Source organism: Streptomyces venezuelae, assembly GCF_008642315.1.
In the GTDB taxonomy this organism is placed as follows: Bacteria; Actinomycetota; Actinomycetes; order Streptomycetales; family Streptomycetaceae; genus Streptomyces; species Streptomyces venezuelae_D.
In genome coordinates, this window is sequence record NZ_CP029192.1 from 4,491,804 (window position 1) to 4,506,711 (window position 14,908).

At 68.7% G+C, this 14,908-nt stretch carries 15 protein-coding genes; 9 read left to right on the top strand and 6 right to left on the bottom strand.

Going from position 1 to position 14,908, the window contains the following annotated elements:
• Positions 1-292 precede the first annotated feature (292 nt).
• The 9 genes from rpmH to DEJ48_RS19505 all read left to right on the top strand — a co-directional run bounded on the left by rpmH (position 293) and on the right by DEJ48_RS19505 (position 7,226).
• Entirely contained in the window at positions 293-430 is a 138-nt protein-coding gene (gene rpmH / locus DEJ48_RS19465; RefSeq protein WP_006381191.1) for a 50S ribosomal protein L34, read from the top strand.
• 21 nt (positions 431-451) lie between these two features.
• Positions 452-823 carry a ribonuclease P protein component gene (gene rnpA, locus DEJ48_RS19470; protein WP_150169940.1) on the top strand — a complete coding sequence of 124 codons (372 nt, stop codon included), beginning with the start codon at positions 452-454 and terminating at the stop codon, positions 821-823.
• Complete coding sequence (gene yidD, locus DEJ48_RS19475) at positions 820-1,176, top strand: membrane protein insertion efficiency factor YidD (protein WP_150217420.1); 357 nt, start codon at positions 820-822, stop codon at positions 1,174-1,176. Before rnpA ends, yidD begins: the two co-directional genes overlap by 4 nt.
• Positions 1,177-1,179: 3 nt before the next feature.
• Positions 1,180-2,502 carry a membrane protein insertase YidC gene (yidC, locus tag DEJ48_RS19480; protein ID WP_150217421.1) on the top strand — a complete coding sequence of 441 codons (1,323 nt, stop codon included), beginning with the start codon at positions 1,180-1,182 and terminating at the stop codon, positions 2,500-2,502.
• 14 nt (positions 2,503-2,516) lie between these two features.
• Positions 2,517-3,032, top strand: coding sequence for a protein jag (locus DEJ48_RS19485; protein ID WP_150169934.1), 516 nt, complete (start codon positions 2,517-2,519; stop codon positions 3,030-3,032).
• Positions 3,033-3,131: 99 nt separating this feature from the next.
• Positions 3,132-3,848: a 16S rRNA (guanine(527)-N(7))-methyltransferase RsmG gene (gene rsmG / locus DEJ48_RS19490; protein ID WP_150217422.1), complete on the top strand. Its 717-nt coding sequence runs from the start codon at positions 3,132-3,134 to the stop codon at positions 3,846-3,848.
• Positions 3,849-4,110: 262 nt separating this feature from the next.
• Entirely contained in the window at positions 4,111-5,187 is a 1,077-nt protein-coding gene (locus tag DEJ48_RS19495; RefSeq protein ID WP_150217423.1) for a ParA family protein, read from the top strand.
• Positions 5,184-6,302 carry a ParB/RepB/Spo0J family partition protein gene (locus DEJ48_RS19500; protein ID WP_150217424.1) on the top strand — a complete coding sequence of 373 codons (1,119 nt, stop codon included), beginning with the start codon at positions 5,184-5,186 and terminating at the stop codon, positions 6,300-6,302. Before DEJ48_RS19495 ends, DEJ48_RS19500 begins: the two co-directional genes overlap by 4 nt.
• Before the next feature lie 306 nt (positions 6,303-6,608).
• Entirely contained in the window at positions 6,609-7,226 is a 618-nt protein-coding gene (locus DEJ48_RS19505; protein ID WP_150217425.1) for a GNAT family N-acetyltransferase, read from the top strand.
• A gap of 67 nt (positions 7,227-7,293) precedes the next feature.
• On the opposite strand, the gene trxA is transcribed toward DEJ48_RS19505, so the two are convergent.
• From trxA to murJ, 6 genes are all read right to left on the bottom strand, one after another.
• Entirely contained in the window at positions 7,294-7,623 is a 330-nt protein-coding gene (gene trxA / locus DEJ48_RS19510) for a thioredoxin (protein ID WP_150217426.1), read from the bottom strand.
• Between the two features lie 42 nt (positions 7,624-7,665).
• A complete protein-coding gene (gene trxB / locus DEJ48_RS19515; RefSeq protein ID WP_150217427.1) occupies positions 7,666-8,625 on the bottom strand; it encodes a thioredoxin-disulfide reductase in 960 nt (319 codons plus the stop codon).
• 171 nt (positions 8,626-8,796) lie between these two features.
• Complete coding sequence (locus DEJ48_RS19520; RefSeq protein ID WP_150217428.1) at positions 8,797-9,807, bottom strand: anti-sigma factor family protein; 1,011 nt, start codon at positions 9,805-9,807, stop codon at positions 8,797-8,799.
• Positions 9,804-10,550 (bottom strand): RNA polymerase sigma factor SigM, encoded by a 747-nt coding sequence (gene sigM, locus DEJ48_RS19525; RefSeq protein WP_150217429.1) that lies wholly within the window; start codon positions 10,548-10,550, stop codon positions 9,804-9,806. Before sigM ends, DEJ48_RS19520 begins: the two co-directional genes overlap by 4 nt.
• 42 nt (positions 10,551-10,592) lie before the next feature.
• The gene (locus tag DEJ48_RS19530) at positions 10,593-12,305 is read right to left on the bottom strand and encodes a protein kinase family protein (RefSeq protein WP_150217430.1); all 1,713 of its coding nucleotides are present in this window, start codon (positions 12,303-12,305) and stop codon (positions 10,593-10,595) included.
• A 118-nt stretch (positions 12,306-12,423) separates the two neighbouring features.
• Positions 12,424-14,877, bottom strand: a complete 2,454-nt coding sequence (gene murJ / locus DEJ48_RS19535) for a murein biosynthesis integral membrane protein MurJ (protein ID WP_150217431.1) — start codon at positions 14,875-14,877, stop codon at positions 12,424-12,426.
• Between the last annotated feature and the right edge of the window lie 31 nt (positions 14,878-14,908).

Consider the following 14,908-nt stretch of genomic DNA (forward strand, 5'->3'; position numbering starts at 1 on the left):
ACGAATCGGAGTTCCGTCACGGTAGTCAGGGCGACGGGTACGGTTCAAGTTGTTGTCCACAGGCTGTGCACAGTGTCTCTCCATCACGGCCGGTTTGACCGGATGGCGTAGCCCCGCGTACCGTGACCAGGTCGAGTTGTCGATGGCTGCTGCCGCCTGCCTCCGATGGGCAAAGATCACGATCTGTGATTGTGAAGCGGTGCACTCGGTGCGTATTCGCGAGCTTCTCGTGGGCGCACGGTGACAGCCAGGCGATGTCCCGCCACCACCGAATCATTTCTGGAGCCCCCGAGTGAGCAAGCGCACCTTCCAGCCGAACAACCGTCGTCGCGCCAAGACCCACGGCTTCCGCCTGCGGATGCGCACCCGTGCCGGCCGCGCGATTCTCGCGAACCGTCGTGGCAAGGGTCGCGCCAGCCTGTCCGCCTGATTTCAGTCAGGTCATGACGTCGTGCTGCCTACCGAGCATCGGCTGAGGCGGCGCGAAGACTTCGCGACCGCGGTACGCCGAGGACGCCGGGCCGGACGCCCGCTTCTCGTCGTCCATCTACGTAGCGGCGCAACGGACCCGCACGTGCCAGGGGAGAGCTCTCCCCCGACACGTGCGGGTTTCGTCGTCAGCAAGGCCGTGGGTGGAGCCGTCATACGCAACACCGTGAAGCGCAGACTCCGTCACCTCATGCGCGACCGGCTGGCCCTGGTGCCCCCCGGTAGCCTGGTAGTAGTACGAGCGCTGCCCGGAGCGGGCGACGCCGACCATGCACAGCTGGCCCGAGACCTGGATGCCGCCCTGCAGCGGCTGCTGGGAGGGGGCGCGCGATGAAGTACCCGCTGCTGGCTCTGATCAAGCTGTACCAGTGGACGATCAGTCCGCTCCTGGGCCCGGTGTGCAAGTACTACCCGTCGTGTTCCCGCTACGGCTACCTGGCCATCGACCGGCACGGTGCGATCAAGGGAACGGCGCTCACGGCCTGGCGCATCCTGCGGTGCAATCCGTGGTCGCTCGGTGGTGTCGACCATGTTCCGCCGCGCAAGCGTCCGCGGTGGCACGAGATGCTGCGCGCTTCCTGGCGCGAACGCAAGGGCGGGACCTCCGCCGCAAGCGAGCCGAACGGGGACCTTCCCCCGGGCACGGCCGCTGAGACCGAGACCCCGTCCCATGCTCAAGGAGCCTGATTAGTGGACACGATTGCCAGTCTCTTCAGCTTTATCACGACACCAGTTTCGTGGGTCATCGTCCAGTTCCACTCGGTGTACGGGAAGATCTTCGGTCCCGACACGGGCTGGGCCTGGGGCCTGTCCATCGTGTCCCTGGTGATCCTGATCCGGATCTGCCTGATCCCGCTCTTCGTGAAGCAGATCAAGGCCACTCGGGCGATGCAGACGCTGCAGCCCGAGATGAAGAAGATCCAGGAGCGCTACAAGAGCGACAAGCAGCGCCAGTCCGAAGAGATGATGAAGCTGTACAAGGAGTCGGGTACCAACCCGCTCTCCTCGTGTCTTCCCATCCTGGCGCAGTCGCCGTTCTTCTTCGCCCTGTACCACGTGCTCAACGGCATCGCGACGGGCAAGACGATCGGTGTCATCGACGACCAGCTCCTGGAGAGCGCGCGTAAGGCGCACATCGTCGGTGCACCGCTGGCCGCGAAGTTCACCGACGGCGCCGACAAGGTCGCCTCCCTCGGCGCCACCCTGACGGACGTCCGTGTCGTCACCGCGGTCATGATCGTCCTGATGTCGGCCTCGCAGTTCTTCACGCAGCGCCAGCTGATGACGAAGAACGTGGACACCACGGTCAAGACGCCGTTCATGCAGCAGCAGAAGATGCTGATGTATGTCTTCCCGGTCATGTTCGCCGTCTTCGGCATCAACTTCCCCGTCGGTGTCCTCGTCTACTGGCTGACCACCAACGTGTGGACCATGGGCCAGCAGATGTTCGTGATCCGCCGCAACCCCACCCCGGGCTCCAAGGCTCAGGCCGCGTTCCTGGAGCGCCTGCACAAGCAGGTCACCCACCACAAGAAGGTGCGCGGGCGTGGCAACACGAACGTCATCAAGGCGATCGTCGCCAAGGGCCGGGACCGCAACGAGTTCGAGCGCAAGTTCATCAACGGTCTGACGAAGGCGGGCCTCGCGGCCCAGGCCGACGGCACCGTGGTGGAGAGCGAGTCCTCCGTACTCACCGAGACCGAGGACGGCACCCCCGCGGGCGGTCCGAAGCGCCAGCAGCCCAAGCGCCAGAGCAAGGCCAAGCGCCAGTCCGGCGCCGTCCAGGGCGCGACCGCCGGTGACGCCGGTGCCACCAGGGCGGACGAGCCCTCCGACGCGAAGCCCTCGCTGGAGAAGACCGCGGCCGGAACCGAGGACGACTCCCCCAAGACCAAGCAGGCCGGTGGCAACAACAAGCAGGGCAACCAGCCCGGCTCCGGTCAGCGCAGCCGAGCAAAGTCGGGACAGCGCAAGGGCCAGCAGCGGCCCAAGCACCCGTCCTCCAAGAAGTAGAAGGAGCCCATCCAGTGACGGAAGGCACCACCACCTCCGCCGCAGCTGAGGCCGGCGACACCCTCACCCGCCTTGAGCAGGAGGGGGAAATCGCGGCGGACTACCTCGAGGGTCTGCTGGACATCGCGGACCTCGACGGTGACATCGACATGGACGTCGAGGCCGACCGGGCCGCTGTCTCGATCATCAGCGACAGCAGCAGCCGCGACCTGCAGAAGCTGGTCGGCCGTGACGGTGAGGTTCTGGAGGCGCTCCAGGAGCTCACGCGCCTGGCCGTGCACCGCGAGACCGGTGACCGCAGCCGCCTGATGCTGGACATCGCGGGCTACCGCGCCAAGAAGCGCGAGGAGCTCTCGGAGCTGGGCGCCAAGGCCGCGGCCGAGGTGAAGAGCAGCGGTGAACCCGCCAAGCTCAAGCCGATGACGCCGTTCGAGCGCAAGGTCGTGCACGACGCGGTCAAGGCCGCCGGCCTGCGCAGCGAGTCCGAGGGCGAGGAGCCGCAGCGCTTCGTCGTCGTGCTCCCTGCCTGATCGGCACAGCGTCAACCGGCCCCGTCTGTTCGCAGGCGGGGCCGATCTTTGTCAGCCTGATAGACAGCCACCCCAGTGCGGTACGGAAGGACGGTCCCCGTGACGGAGGCAGCGGAGCTCCCCCCGGCGCCGGAAGAGGCCCGGACGGTATTCGGTGAGCGCTTCCCGGACGCGGTCCGGTACGCGGAACTGCTGGCCGACGCGGGAGTCCAGCGAGGCTTGATCGGCCCCCGGGAAGTGCCGCGGCTGTGGGAGCGGCATCTGCTGAACTGCGCCGTGCTGTCCGAGGTCGTGCCCGAGGGGGTCACGGTCTGCGATGTCGGCTCCGGTGCAGGACTACCGGGTATCCCGCTGGCGCTGGTCCGCCCCGACCTGAAGATCACGCTCCTGGAGCCGCTGCTGCGGCGCACGAACTTCCTCACCGAGGTCGTGGAGCTCCTCGGCCTCGACCATGTGACGGTCGTGCGGGGACGCGCCGAGGAAGTCCTCGGCAAGCTGCCGCCCGTGCACGTGGTCACCGCTCGCGCCGTCGCGCCACTGGACCGCCTGGCAGCCTGGGGTGTCCCGCTGCTGCGTCCGTACGGGGAGATGCTGCTCCTCAAGGGCGACACCGCCGAGGAAGAAGTGAAGGCAGCGGGCGCTTCCCTGAGCAAGCTCGGTGCGGTGGACACGTCCGTGCTGCATGTCGGTGAGGGTGTCGTGGATCCGCTCTCGACGGTCGTGCGGGTCGAGGTCGGGGAGAGCCCCGGCGGTGTGCGCTTCGCAGCGAAGCGCGCCAAGGCCGCGCGCACCGGTCGTGTGCGCCGCCGCCGCTGATCCATCCTGACGGTAAGACCTACTCCACAAAAGCTGCCAAACGTACCCATACCGGGGTGTCGCACCAGCGGCACCCCGGCTGCCGTGCATCGTGTTTCACGTGAAACGTCGCTCACTGCTGCATGGCATCATCAGCCGCGGCCGCGCTGCGGAACCCCGCGACCGTCGACCACTCGGTTCCCTCGATAAGGGCACGGAGTTGTCCACAGAGGTGGATTCGTCCACAGAAGACCGGGCCTCGCTGGTTCATGACCCTCAAAGCATGGGAGGCTCTGTTCATTGCGAGCCTGATGTCGAGGAGAGTGAATCCTTGCGGTCCGACGCCAACATCGCGGGACCGATGACCGATCCGGTCCCCGGTCCCCGTACCGAGTCGGCGGGGGAGGATGTTTCACGTGAAACACCGACCCCGATGGACGACACACCCATCGGTCGAGCTGCCCAACTGGCGGTGGAGGCCCTCGGCCGCGCCGGCGAAGGTCTGCCGCGCCCCGAGCAGACCCGCGTCATGGTGGTCGCCAACCAGAAGGGTGGAGTGGGCAAGACGACGACGACCGTCAATCTCGCCGCTTCGCTCGCTCTGCACGGCGCACGCGTCCTGGTGATCGACCTCGACCCTCAGGGCAACGCCTCCACGGCCCTCGGTATCGACCACCACGCCGAAGTTCCGTCGATCTACGACGTGCTGGTCGAGAGCAAGCCGCTCTCCGACGTGGTCCAGCCGGTCGTCGACGTCGAGGGGCTCTTCTGCGCTCCGGCCACCATCGATCTCGCCGGTGCGGAGATCGAGCTCGTGTCACTCGTGGCGCGGGAGAGCCGACTGCAGCGGGCCATCCAGGCGTACGAGCAGCCGTTGGACTACATCCTCATCGACTGCCCGCCGTCGCTGGGCCTCCTGACGGTCAACGCGTTGGTGGCCGGCGCGGAGGTGCTGATCCCCATCCAGTGCGAGTACTACGCACTGGAAGGACTCGGACAGCTCCTGCGCAACGTCGATCTGGTGCGGGGACACCTCAACCCGAACCTGCACGTGTCGACGATCCTGCTCACCATGTACGACGGCAGGACCCGGCTCGCCTCACAGGTCGCGGACGAGGTGCGCAACCACTTCGGCAAGGAGGTTCTGCGGACGAGCATTCCGAGGTCGGTCCGTATCTCCGAAGCGCCGAGCTACGGACAGACGGTCCTCACCTACGACCCGGGGTCGAGCGGCGCCCTCTCCTATTTCGAAGCGGCACGTGAGATCGCGCTGCGCGGGGTCGGGGTGCACTACGACGTCCAGCACGCCCACATGGGCGCACAGAACGACCAGCACAGCATGACGGAGGGGATGCAGTGAGCGAACGACGCAGAGGACTGGGGCGAGGCCTCGGTGCCTTGATCCCTGCAGCCCCGACGGAGAAGCAGGCCCCGCAGAGCGTGGGCGGGGGATCGACCTCCCCCTCGGCTGTCCCGGTTCTGACCGCCGAGCGAGGCGTGGCTGCCGCGAAGGTGACCTCGCTTCCGCAGAGTCCTGTTTCACATGAAACGGTGGAGCCGCCTCAGCAGACCGCGGAGCCGGTCGAGAACCAGACCGTGGCGGGTGCGCACTTCGCCGAGCTGCCGCTCGACGTCATCACGCCGAACCCGCAGCAGCCTCGTGTGGTGTTCGACGAGGACGCCCTCGCCGAGCTGGTGACCTCCATCAAGGAGGTCGGTCTTCTCCAGCCGGTCGTGGTGCGGCAGCTGGGTCCCGCGCGCTACGAGCTCATCATGGGCGAGCGGCGCTGGCGGGCGTGCCGTGAGGCGGGCCTCGAGCGCATCCCCGCCATCGTGCGGGCCACGGAGGACGAGAAGCTCCTCCTGGACGCCCTTCTCGAGAACCTGCACCGTGCCCAGCTGAACCCGCTGGAAGAGGCTGCGGCCTACGACCAGTTGTTGAAGGACTTCAACTGCACGCACGACCAGCTGGCGGACCGCATCGGCCGGTCCCGTCCGCAGGTCTCCAACACGCTGCGACTGCTGAAGCTCTCGCCGGCCGTGCAGCGCAGGGTCGCCGCCGGAGTTCTCTCCGCGGGCCACGCGCGGGCGCTGCTCTCCGTCGAGGACTCGGAGGAGCAGGATCGGCTGGCCCATCGGATCGTGGCCGAGGGTCTCTCGGTGCGTGCTGTCGAGGAGATCGTGACCCTCATGGGCTCCCGGCCCCAGAGCGCCCCGAAGGCCAAGGGGCCGCGTGCCGGCACCCGTGTCTCGCCGGCTCTGAGCACGCTCGCCACGCGCCTCTCCGACCGGTTCGAGACCCGCGTCAGGGTGGATCTGGGGCAGAAGAAGGGGAAGATCGTCGTTGACTTCGCCTCTCTGGAGGACCTGGAGCGCATCCTCAGCACGCTGGCGCCGGGCGAGGGGCCGGTCCTGAAGAACGGCCTGGCCGACGACACCTCGGAGGACGACGGTCCCGAGGACGGCAGCGCCTGATTCCTACAGGTCAGCACCGCGAGAGCGGGTCGTGTCCGGTCTGTCCGGAACACGGCCCGCTCTTTGCTTTCCTACGGTTTCGATGCAATCTCATCGTGGATACGATGCGTTCGGGTATGGCGCATCCACCTGACGGCACCTCATTGGGGAGGCGGGGGCCATGCGAACGATGAGCCGCACCGGACTGATGACCGCGGGCCTCGGGCTGGGGGCGGTCGGCGGCTTCGTCGGCAGCCTGCTCAGGGAACGCAGTGCGCTGACAGCCGCCCGCAGCGCGGCGGCCGACGGAAGTGAGGAACCGCCTACATGGGGCGTCGGCTCGTACCGCTCACACTGGACAACCTCCCGGATCTTCCCAAGCGGTGCCGGGGCTGTGTCTTCTGGGAGCTGGACCCGGTCAGCGGCCAGGCCGCGGTAAAAGCCGGAACGCCCGAGCTGGAGAAGGAGGCGTGGATCTCCGCCGTTCTGCTGGAGTGGGGTTCCTGCGGCCGGGTCGTCTACGTCGACGACGTACCGGTGGGCTTCGTGCTCTACGCCCCTCCTGCGTACGTTCCGCGCTCCACGGCCTTCCCCACGAGTCCCGTGTCGCCGGATGCGGTCCAGCTGATGACAGCCTGGATCATGCCGGGCTATCAGGGGCAGGGGCTGGGACGCGTCATCGTCCAGACGGTCGCGAAGGATCTGCTGCGCAGGGGCTTCAAGGCGATCGAAGCCTTTGGCGACGCACGGTGGGAGAAGCCCGCGTGCGTGCTCCCCGCGGAGCATCTGCTGTCGGTGGGCTTCAAGACGGTCCGTCCGCATCCCTCGTATCCGCGGCTGCGGCTCGAACTCCGTACGACGCTCTCCTGGAAGGAAGACGTCGAGCTCGCGCTCGACCGGCTGCTGGGAGCGGTACAGAAGGAACCAGCACTTCGGCCGTTGTGAAACGGCGAATGGACCAGCCCCCGGAGGGACTGGCCCATTCGTGTTTCACGTGAAACATCGCCACCGATTACTCGGCGATGAAGTCCGCCAGGTCCTTCTCGATGGCAGCCTTCGGCTTCGCACCGACGATGGTCTTGGCGACCTCGCCACCCTGGTAGACGTTCAGGGTCGGGATCGACATCACGCCGTACTTGGCGGCGGTGCCGGGGTTCTCGTCGATGTTGAGCTTGACGACCTGGATCTTGTCGCCGTGCTCCTTGGCGATCGCCTCGAGGGAGGGGGCGATCTGGCGGCACGGGCCGCACCAGGCAGCCCAGAAGTCCACCAGTACGGGCTTGTCGCTCTTGAGGACGACCTCCTCGAAGGAGTCGTCGGTCACGTTCTGCAGGTCGGCCACGGGAGGCTCCTTTTACTCGGTGGTGCGGTGAGGGAAGAGGTGTCAGACGGTGACGGCCGCCGTCTCGCTGTCCACGAGGGCAGCGAGGAAGCGCTCGGCGTCGAGAGCGGCGGAGCAGCCGGTGCCGGCCGCCGTGATCGCCTGGCGGTACGTGTGGTCGACGACGTCGCCGGCGCCGAAGACACCGGGCACGTTCGTCCGGGTCGTGGGGGCGTCGACCTTGAGGTAGCCCTCGTCGTCGAGCGTCAGCTGTCCCTTGAAGAGCTCGGTACGCGGGTCGTGGCCGATCGCGATGAAGAGGCCCGTCACCGGCAGCTCGGACGTCTCGCCCGTCTTCAGGTTGCGCAGCGTCAGACCGGAGAGCTTCTGCTCGCCCTTGATCTCGGCGATCTCGCTGTCCCAGACGAACTTGATCTTCGGGTCGGCGAAGGCACGCTCCTGCATCGCCTTGGAGGCGCGCAGGGTGTCGCGACGGTGCACGATGGTCACGGACTTGGCGAAGCGCGAGAGGAAGGTGGCCTCCTCCATCGCAGTGTCGCCGCCGCCGATCACGGCGATGTCCTGGTCCTTGAAGAAGAAGCCGTCGCAGGTGGCGCACCAGGAGACACCGCGTCCGGAGAGGGCGTCCTCGTTCGGCAGGCCGAGCTTGCGGTGCTGGGAGCCGGTCGTGACGATGACGGTCTTCGCGCGGTGCACGGTGCCCACGGTGTCCGTCACGGTCTTGATCTCACCGGTGAGGTCCACGGCGACGATGTCGTCCGGCACGAGCTCGGCGCCGAAGCGCTCGGCCTGGGCGCGCATGTTGTCCATGAGCTCGGGGCCCATGACACCGTCCTGGAAGCCGGGGAAGTTCTCCACCTCGGTGGTGTTCATCAGCGCACCGCCTGCGGTGACGGCGCCCTCGAACACCAGCGGCTTCAGCGACGCGCGCGCGGTGTAGAGCGCCGCCGTGTAGCCGGCGGGCCCGGAGCCGATGATGATCACGTTACGGACGTCGGTCACGGCTTGATTCCTCGTCTCTGGGGACTGCTACGTACTGCTGGTGGGTGCCTGTCTCATGACTCTCACCCCACCCAACGGATCCTACGGGGCGTGCATTCCCGTCCGCGTCCACGCACACGGAAGCCACCGGAAACAGACAGGAGAAAGAGCCCCGGAAGGACAGGGGGAACGTCAGCTCTGCGGGTACGCGTGGGTCATGAGGACCTTGCCGGCGGGCGGCGAGGACTTGCCCACACAGGCCGCGTCGACGACGTACGCGGACACCTTGGTGCTGTCGGAGTCATGCGGCACCACGACGAGGTAGGCGCGCTTGCCCTCGTACGAACCCTCCTCGGCGGCGAGCGGAGTCCTGTCACCGATGCCGCGCTGAATGCACTCCGGCACCTGCACCTGGACCGCGGTCCGCGGGGAGTTCTTCTCAGGGGATTGAGGGCTGGAGCGAGTGTCGAAGGACGGCGTCGAGGTGTCCGACTTCCCGCCGGTCTTGTCGGGGCCGCTCTTCTTGAGGAGATCGGAGACGCGGCCCTCGAGCTTCTGCCCGGAGAACGAGCTGCTCGCCGAGTTCTGCCGTTCGGAGGCCGTCCCTGTCGTCCCGTCGGAGTCGTCGCCCATCGTCTGGATCAGCAGGGAGCCGAGACCGATCGCGGCGGCGGTGAAGACAGCGCCGAGCACTGCCGTACGCCGACGTGTGCCGCGCGGTCGGCTGCCGCGGCCCGGACCGGTGGCGGCACGAGCATGACCCGCGGGACGATCGGCGCCCCCGGATGAGGCAGAGGCCGACGTTGTTTCACGTGAAACACGCGCCGTGGCGGGCGAGGGGGAGGACGACGAAACGGACGAAGAAGCGGGAGAGGACGACGAAGGCGACGAGGCGACGGACACCGGTTCGGACGCCTCGTCCTCCGCGAGCAGGCCCTCGGAGGTGGTGGAGTCGAGCAGCGCCTCGGCCGCCAGCGCCGCGTCGATACGCCCGGCGACGTCGTCCGGCATGCGCGGCGGTCCCGGCAGTGTGCCGAGCAGACCGCGGATCTCCTCCAGGGAGGCATGGACGTCGGCGCAGAGCTCGCAGCTCTCCAAGTGCCGTCGTACGTCGCTCGCGCGCGACGGGGAGAGCAGGCCCTCGCTCAGATCCGAGATCTCAGCGACGTCCGGGTGTCCGGCCGAGTCGGTCGTATCTGTCACGCTCGTCCACCTCCGCCCTTCACGGCAGCTGAATCACTTGGTCCTGTATCCCGTGGCCCTGCTGCCGGTGGGACGGATGTCCCCTGCGTCCGGTTCCTTCCTGAGCGGGGTTTCCCTCGTCTTCCGTCGCCGCTCTCCTCGTCGCTGCCGTCCCTGTCGCCAGGAGTCGGACTCGGGCGGAGGTGGGAGAGCAGCGGCAGGAGTCTGGCTCTGCCGCGGGCGCAACGGCTCTTCACCGTGCCCGTGGGCACCTCCAGGACACGGGCGGCCTCGGCCACCGGATAGCCCTGCATGTCGACGAGGACGAGCGCGGCACGCTGATCGTGCGGGAGAGTGCCCAGAGCCTCCACCAGCTCCCGGTGGAGGTCGCCGCGCTCGACGGGGGCGGCAGCCGACTCCTCCGGCTCCAGGAGCTGCTCGAGACGCTCGTTGTCGTCGATGGGGGAGGTCTTGCGGGAGGCCGCCTTGCGCGCCCGGTCCAGGCAGGCGTTCACGGTGATCCGGTGCAGCCACGTCGTCACGGCCGACTGCCCGCGGAACGTGTGGGCCGCGCGGTAGGCGGACACCAGAGCGTCCTGCACCGCGTCAGCCGCTTCCTCACGGTCTCCGAGGGTGCGCAGGGCCACGGCCCACAGCCGGTCGCGGTGTCGCCGCACCAGCTCGCCGAAGGCGTCGGTGTCGCCGGCGACATGAGCGGCGAGGAGGTCCTGATCGCTCATGTCACCGCGTGCGGTGCCGTCCATCGTCGAACCCCCTCCCCCAGTGAGCCGTGGCGGGCCGATCCCTCAGCCCTTGAGCTTCACGTCCGTGATGGCTTGCTTGTACCCCGCTCCGTAGTACCCATCAACGGGGGACTTCGGCACCTCGGTCATCCAGAGAAGCACGTACCGCGTCTTCACCGGCTTCTTCGCCTTGAGCTTCCAGGTGCCGCTCGTCGTGGAGGCGGTGCCGATCTCCTTCAGGGACTCGACGTCCGACGACGGCGTCAGCGAGTCCGTGGCGTACAGCGAGATCTTGGTGCGGTCGCCGCTGTACCGGAGGGCCACCGACGCCTCGGAGACGTCGTGCTCCGAGCCGAGGTCGTAGACGATACCGACACCGGCCTTGAAGGGGGCCAGCCGCGGCCCTTCCCTGAACGTCTTCGTGCGCCAGAGCGAGGACGCGTCCTTGTCGTACGTGTGACGGACGCTCGACGGGTCCTGGGTCTTGCCCCCGACGACGAGTTCCTGGCCGTTCTCGATGCTGATCGGCTTCGCCGGCTTCGGCTGCCCCTTGTCCCCACCGTCGTTGGTGTGCGACGTACCGGAGTCCCCGGAGTTCTCCCGGTCCATCAGGGCATCCGCCAGCTGCCAGCTGCCGAGGCCCAGTGCGGCGATGAGCAGCGCCGAGACACCCCACTTCAGGGCCCTGCCGGTGCGGCTCTGCAGCGGGGGCGGCGGGGCGGGTACAGGCTGGGTGGCTCCGGGGTGGGCCGCAGGACGGCCGTACGTGCCCTGCTGGTACGTGGTGCGCTGGTACTCCGGGGGTGCGGTGAACACCGGCTCAGGCGGGCGGATGCGGGGCATCTCGCCGATCGCCTTCACCAGTTCCTCCGGCGTCGTGCACGGAGGGTCCTGGCGGGAGGCGGTCGCGCCGTCGTTGACGAGCGCGCGCATGGCGAGCTCCGACAGGCCGCGGTGGACGCCCGCGCGCACCTGGTCGGGGGCGATGAGGCCGATGTCCTTGGGAAGCCCGGAGAGGCCGTACGCATCGTCCTCGTACGGCCAGCGCTGGGTGAGCGAGGCGTACAGGAGAGCGCCGATCGCTTCCGTGTCCGTGCGCTGGGGCGTCTCGGAGCTGATGCCGCGCAGCGCCGCGTTCACGGCGAGGCCGCGGATGCGGTACTGCCCCGTGGACGTGCGCAGGACGGCGCCCGGCGTCAGGCGCAGGTGCGCGAGACCCTCTCGGTGCGCCGCGGCCATGGCCTGGGAGACCTGGCTGACCAGCTGATAGGCGTCGTGGGCCTCGAGCGGTCCCGCGGCGAGGAGCGCGGTGAGTTCCGTGGCGTCCGGCAGCCACTCGTGGACCACGTAGACGAGGTCGTTCTCCTCGACGGCGTCCAGGACCTGCACGAAGCGCGGGTCGCCGAGCAGCGCCGAGGAACGGGCCGCCGCGAGGACCGAGCGGGCCCGCGGATGGTCGGCGGGCAGGAGATGCACGCCGACGGCCCGGCGGAGCTTCTCGTCGACCGCACGCCAGCTGCTGAAACCGTCCAGACGGGTGACGCACTCCTCGAGCCGGTAGCGTCTTGCGAGCTTGTGGCCACTGTGCAGTTCTGGGGGTGAGGAGGCCCCGCGGCTCTCTGACTTGTCGGTCTTCGCCGCCTCTTCTTCTGCTGCCGTGTCCCGCTCCCGGGTCTGGGCCACCCCGTCGGCCGTGGCCTGTTCCGCCTTCGCGGTCAGCGGCTCGTCGCCGCTGTTGTCTGCCACGTCGACGGCAGCCGTGCTCCGTTCCGCCACCGTCGTTCCTGCCTCCCCATCCATTGCGCTTCGTCGGACGCCAAAGCCAATTGTGCCCACAGTCCGGCGCTATGCACGACACACGGTGGCCGACGATGGTTGTGCGGACCCGCTCATCTCACCGACCGAGACGGCCGCGGACCATGCCGACCATGGAGTTGAGCTCCGCGATCCGCATCTTGCGGGCGGCCACGAAGAAGACACCGAGAAGTGCGATGCCGCCGACGACCAGCGCCACGAAGGAGCTGAACGCCCCGGTACCCATCACCCTGAGGATGGCGAAGCCGATGCCGCCGCCGACGATCGCCGCCGGGATGGAGGCACCGAAGAGCCGGGTGTACGTGCGTGCCACCTGGGCGCCGTCCAGATCGCCGCCCAGCCGCACGCGCAGCCTCCGCCAGGCGACGCCGACGCCGACCGCGTAGGCGAGGCCGTAGGAGGCTGCCATGCCGACCACGGCCCACCGGGCGGGCAGGACGAAGAAGCAGAGAGCAGAGGCCGCCGCGTTGACGGCCGCCACGATGACGGTGTTGTAGAACGGCGTGCGGGTGTCCTCGTAGGCGTAGAAGCCGCGCAGGACGACGTACTGGACCGAGTACGGAATCAGGCCAAGCCCGAACGCCATCAGGATGTAGCCGATGTTCTGCGCGCCCGAGCCCGAGCCCGCGTACAGCAGCGTGGCCATCGGGACGCCGAGGGCGAGGAAGGCGAAGGCGCACGGCACGATCGCCACGGCGGAGGTCCGCAGGCCGTACGAGATGTCGTCCCGGACGGCGGCGGGGTCGTCGTCGTTCGCGGAGCGGGAGATGCGGGGCAGGACCGCGGTCATCACGGAGACCGTGATGATGGCCTGCGGCATCTGCCACAGCAGCAGCGCGTAGTTGTACGCGGTGATGCCGGTGCCCGAGTGGCCGTGGTCCTCGGCCGTCGCGCCGGCGCTGGTGGCCAGCTGGGTCACGACGATCATGCCGAGCTGGTTGGCGAGGACGAAGAAGAACGTCCACTTGGCGAGGCGCGCGGCCTTGCCGAGGCCCTGCCCGCGCCAGTCGAACCGGAGCCGCAGCTTGAAGCCCGCCTCGCGCAGGTACGGCAGCATCGAGAGAGCCTGCACGGTCAGGCCGAGAAGGGTGCCGATGCCGAGGAGCCGCACCCCGTCGGGCGTGATGCTGCCCGCGTTGACGTCGGAGTCGGTGAAGCTGCCGAAGGCCCAGATGAAGGCGCCGAACGTCGCGATGACCACGATGTTGTTGAGGACCGGGGTCCACATCATCGCGCCGAAGCGGCCGCGGGCGTTGAGGATCTGACCGAGCACGACGTGCAGACCCATGAAGAACATCGTGGGGATGCAGTACCGGGCGAAGGTGACGGCGACGTCCATCTTCGCTGGGTTGTCGGCGATCGTCGGCGACATCATGCGGATGAGTGCGGGTGCCGCGATCACACAGATGACGGTGACGGCCGCGAGCAGGACCATCACGAGGGTCAGGAGGCGGTTGGCGTAGCCCTCGCCCTCGTCCTCGTCGTTCTTCATGGCCCGCACGAGCTGCGGGATGAACACGGCGTTCAGGGCGCCGCCGCCGACGAGTACGTAGATCATCGTCGGGAGGACGTTGGCGACCTGGTACGAGTCGTTGAGCGTGCCGACGCCGATCGCGGCGGCCATGACGAGGGTGCGCAGGAAGCCGGTGAGGCGGGAGACGATCGTTCCCGCCGCCATGAGCGCGCTCGACTTCAGCAGGCTCGACGCGCGCCCGCCCGCCTTGGCCGCGGGTGCCGGCGCGGCCGCGGGAGCGGGGGTGGCCACGGGGGCGGCTGCCGGGGCGCCCGCGGGGTTCGGGACCATCGGCTGGTCGGCCGGCGGGTATCCGCCTTGGGCGGGCTGCTGGTAGCCGTTGCCCTGCTGATAGCTGTTGCCCTGGGGGTAGCCGTTGTTCTGGGGGGAGCCGTTGCCGTCCCCCTGCCCGTAACCGTCGTTCTCGGGGTAGCCGCCCTGCTGGTACGCGCCCTGCGGGTAGCCGCCCTGCTGATACCCGGCCTGCTGATAGCCGCCCTGCTGGTACTCGTCCTGCTGGTAGGCGGACTGCTGGCCGCGGTATCCGCCCGGCTGCTGGTCGCGGTAGAGGTGAGCGAACGCGTCCGGCTCGTGGTGCTCCTCGCCGGCCTGGGTGACCAGGTCGTCGACGCCCACGAACTGCGTCGTGCGGGCGTCGTCGCCGTACGGGAGGTGGCGGGTCGGGCCCTCCGGCTCGGGGGCCGGGGTCTGCGCCCACACGCGCGGGTCGGGGGCGTGGTGCGGGGAGGGCGGCTGGGCGTAGAGCGGAGGCTGCTGCTGATAGGTGCCGGGCGGCGGCGGAGGGTGCGCCGCACGGTCGTAGAGCGCCTCGGCCACCGGGTCCTGGGCGGAGAGGTCCTGCGCCCGGTAGGGATCCTGGTCGTAGGCGTCCTGGAGATAGATGTCCGGCGCGGGCTGCGGGGGTACCTGCCCGTGCTCGGGGGAGCCGGGCGGCGGGCCTCCGGGCGAGGCGGAGCCGCCCGAACCCTGGCCACGGTCACCGTCGTACGGCGCGTTCATGGTTACCCCACCTCATCGTCCCCGGGCCCAC

Bases quoted from the DNA above. Each gene is read 5' to 3' on its own strand.
- sigM (WP_150217429.1), bottom strand. From the start codon at position 10,550: ATGGACGGCACCGCACGCGGTGACATGAGCGATCAGGACCTCCTCGCC.
- DEJ48_RS19505 (WP_150217425.1), top strand. From the start codon at position 6,609: ATGGGGCGTCGGCTCGTACCGCTCACACTGGACAACCTCCCGGATCTT.
- yidD (WP_150217420.1), top strand. From the start codon at position 820: ATGAAGTACCCGCTGCTGGCTCTGATCAAGCTGTACCAGTGGACGATC.
- murJ (WP_150217431.1), bottom strand. From the start codon at position 14,877: ATGAACGCGCCGTACGACGGTGACCGTGGCCAGGGTTCGGGCGGCTCC.
- DEJ48_RS19495 (WP_150217423.1), top strand. From the start codon at position 4,111: ATGGGAGGCTCTGTTCATTGCGAGCCTGATGTCGAGGAGAGTGAATCC.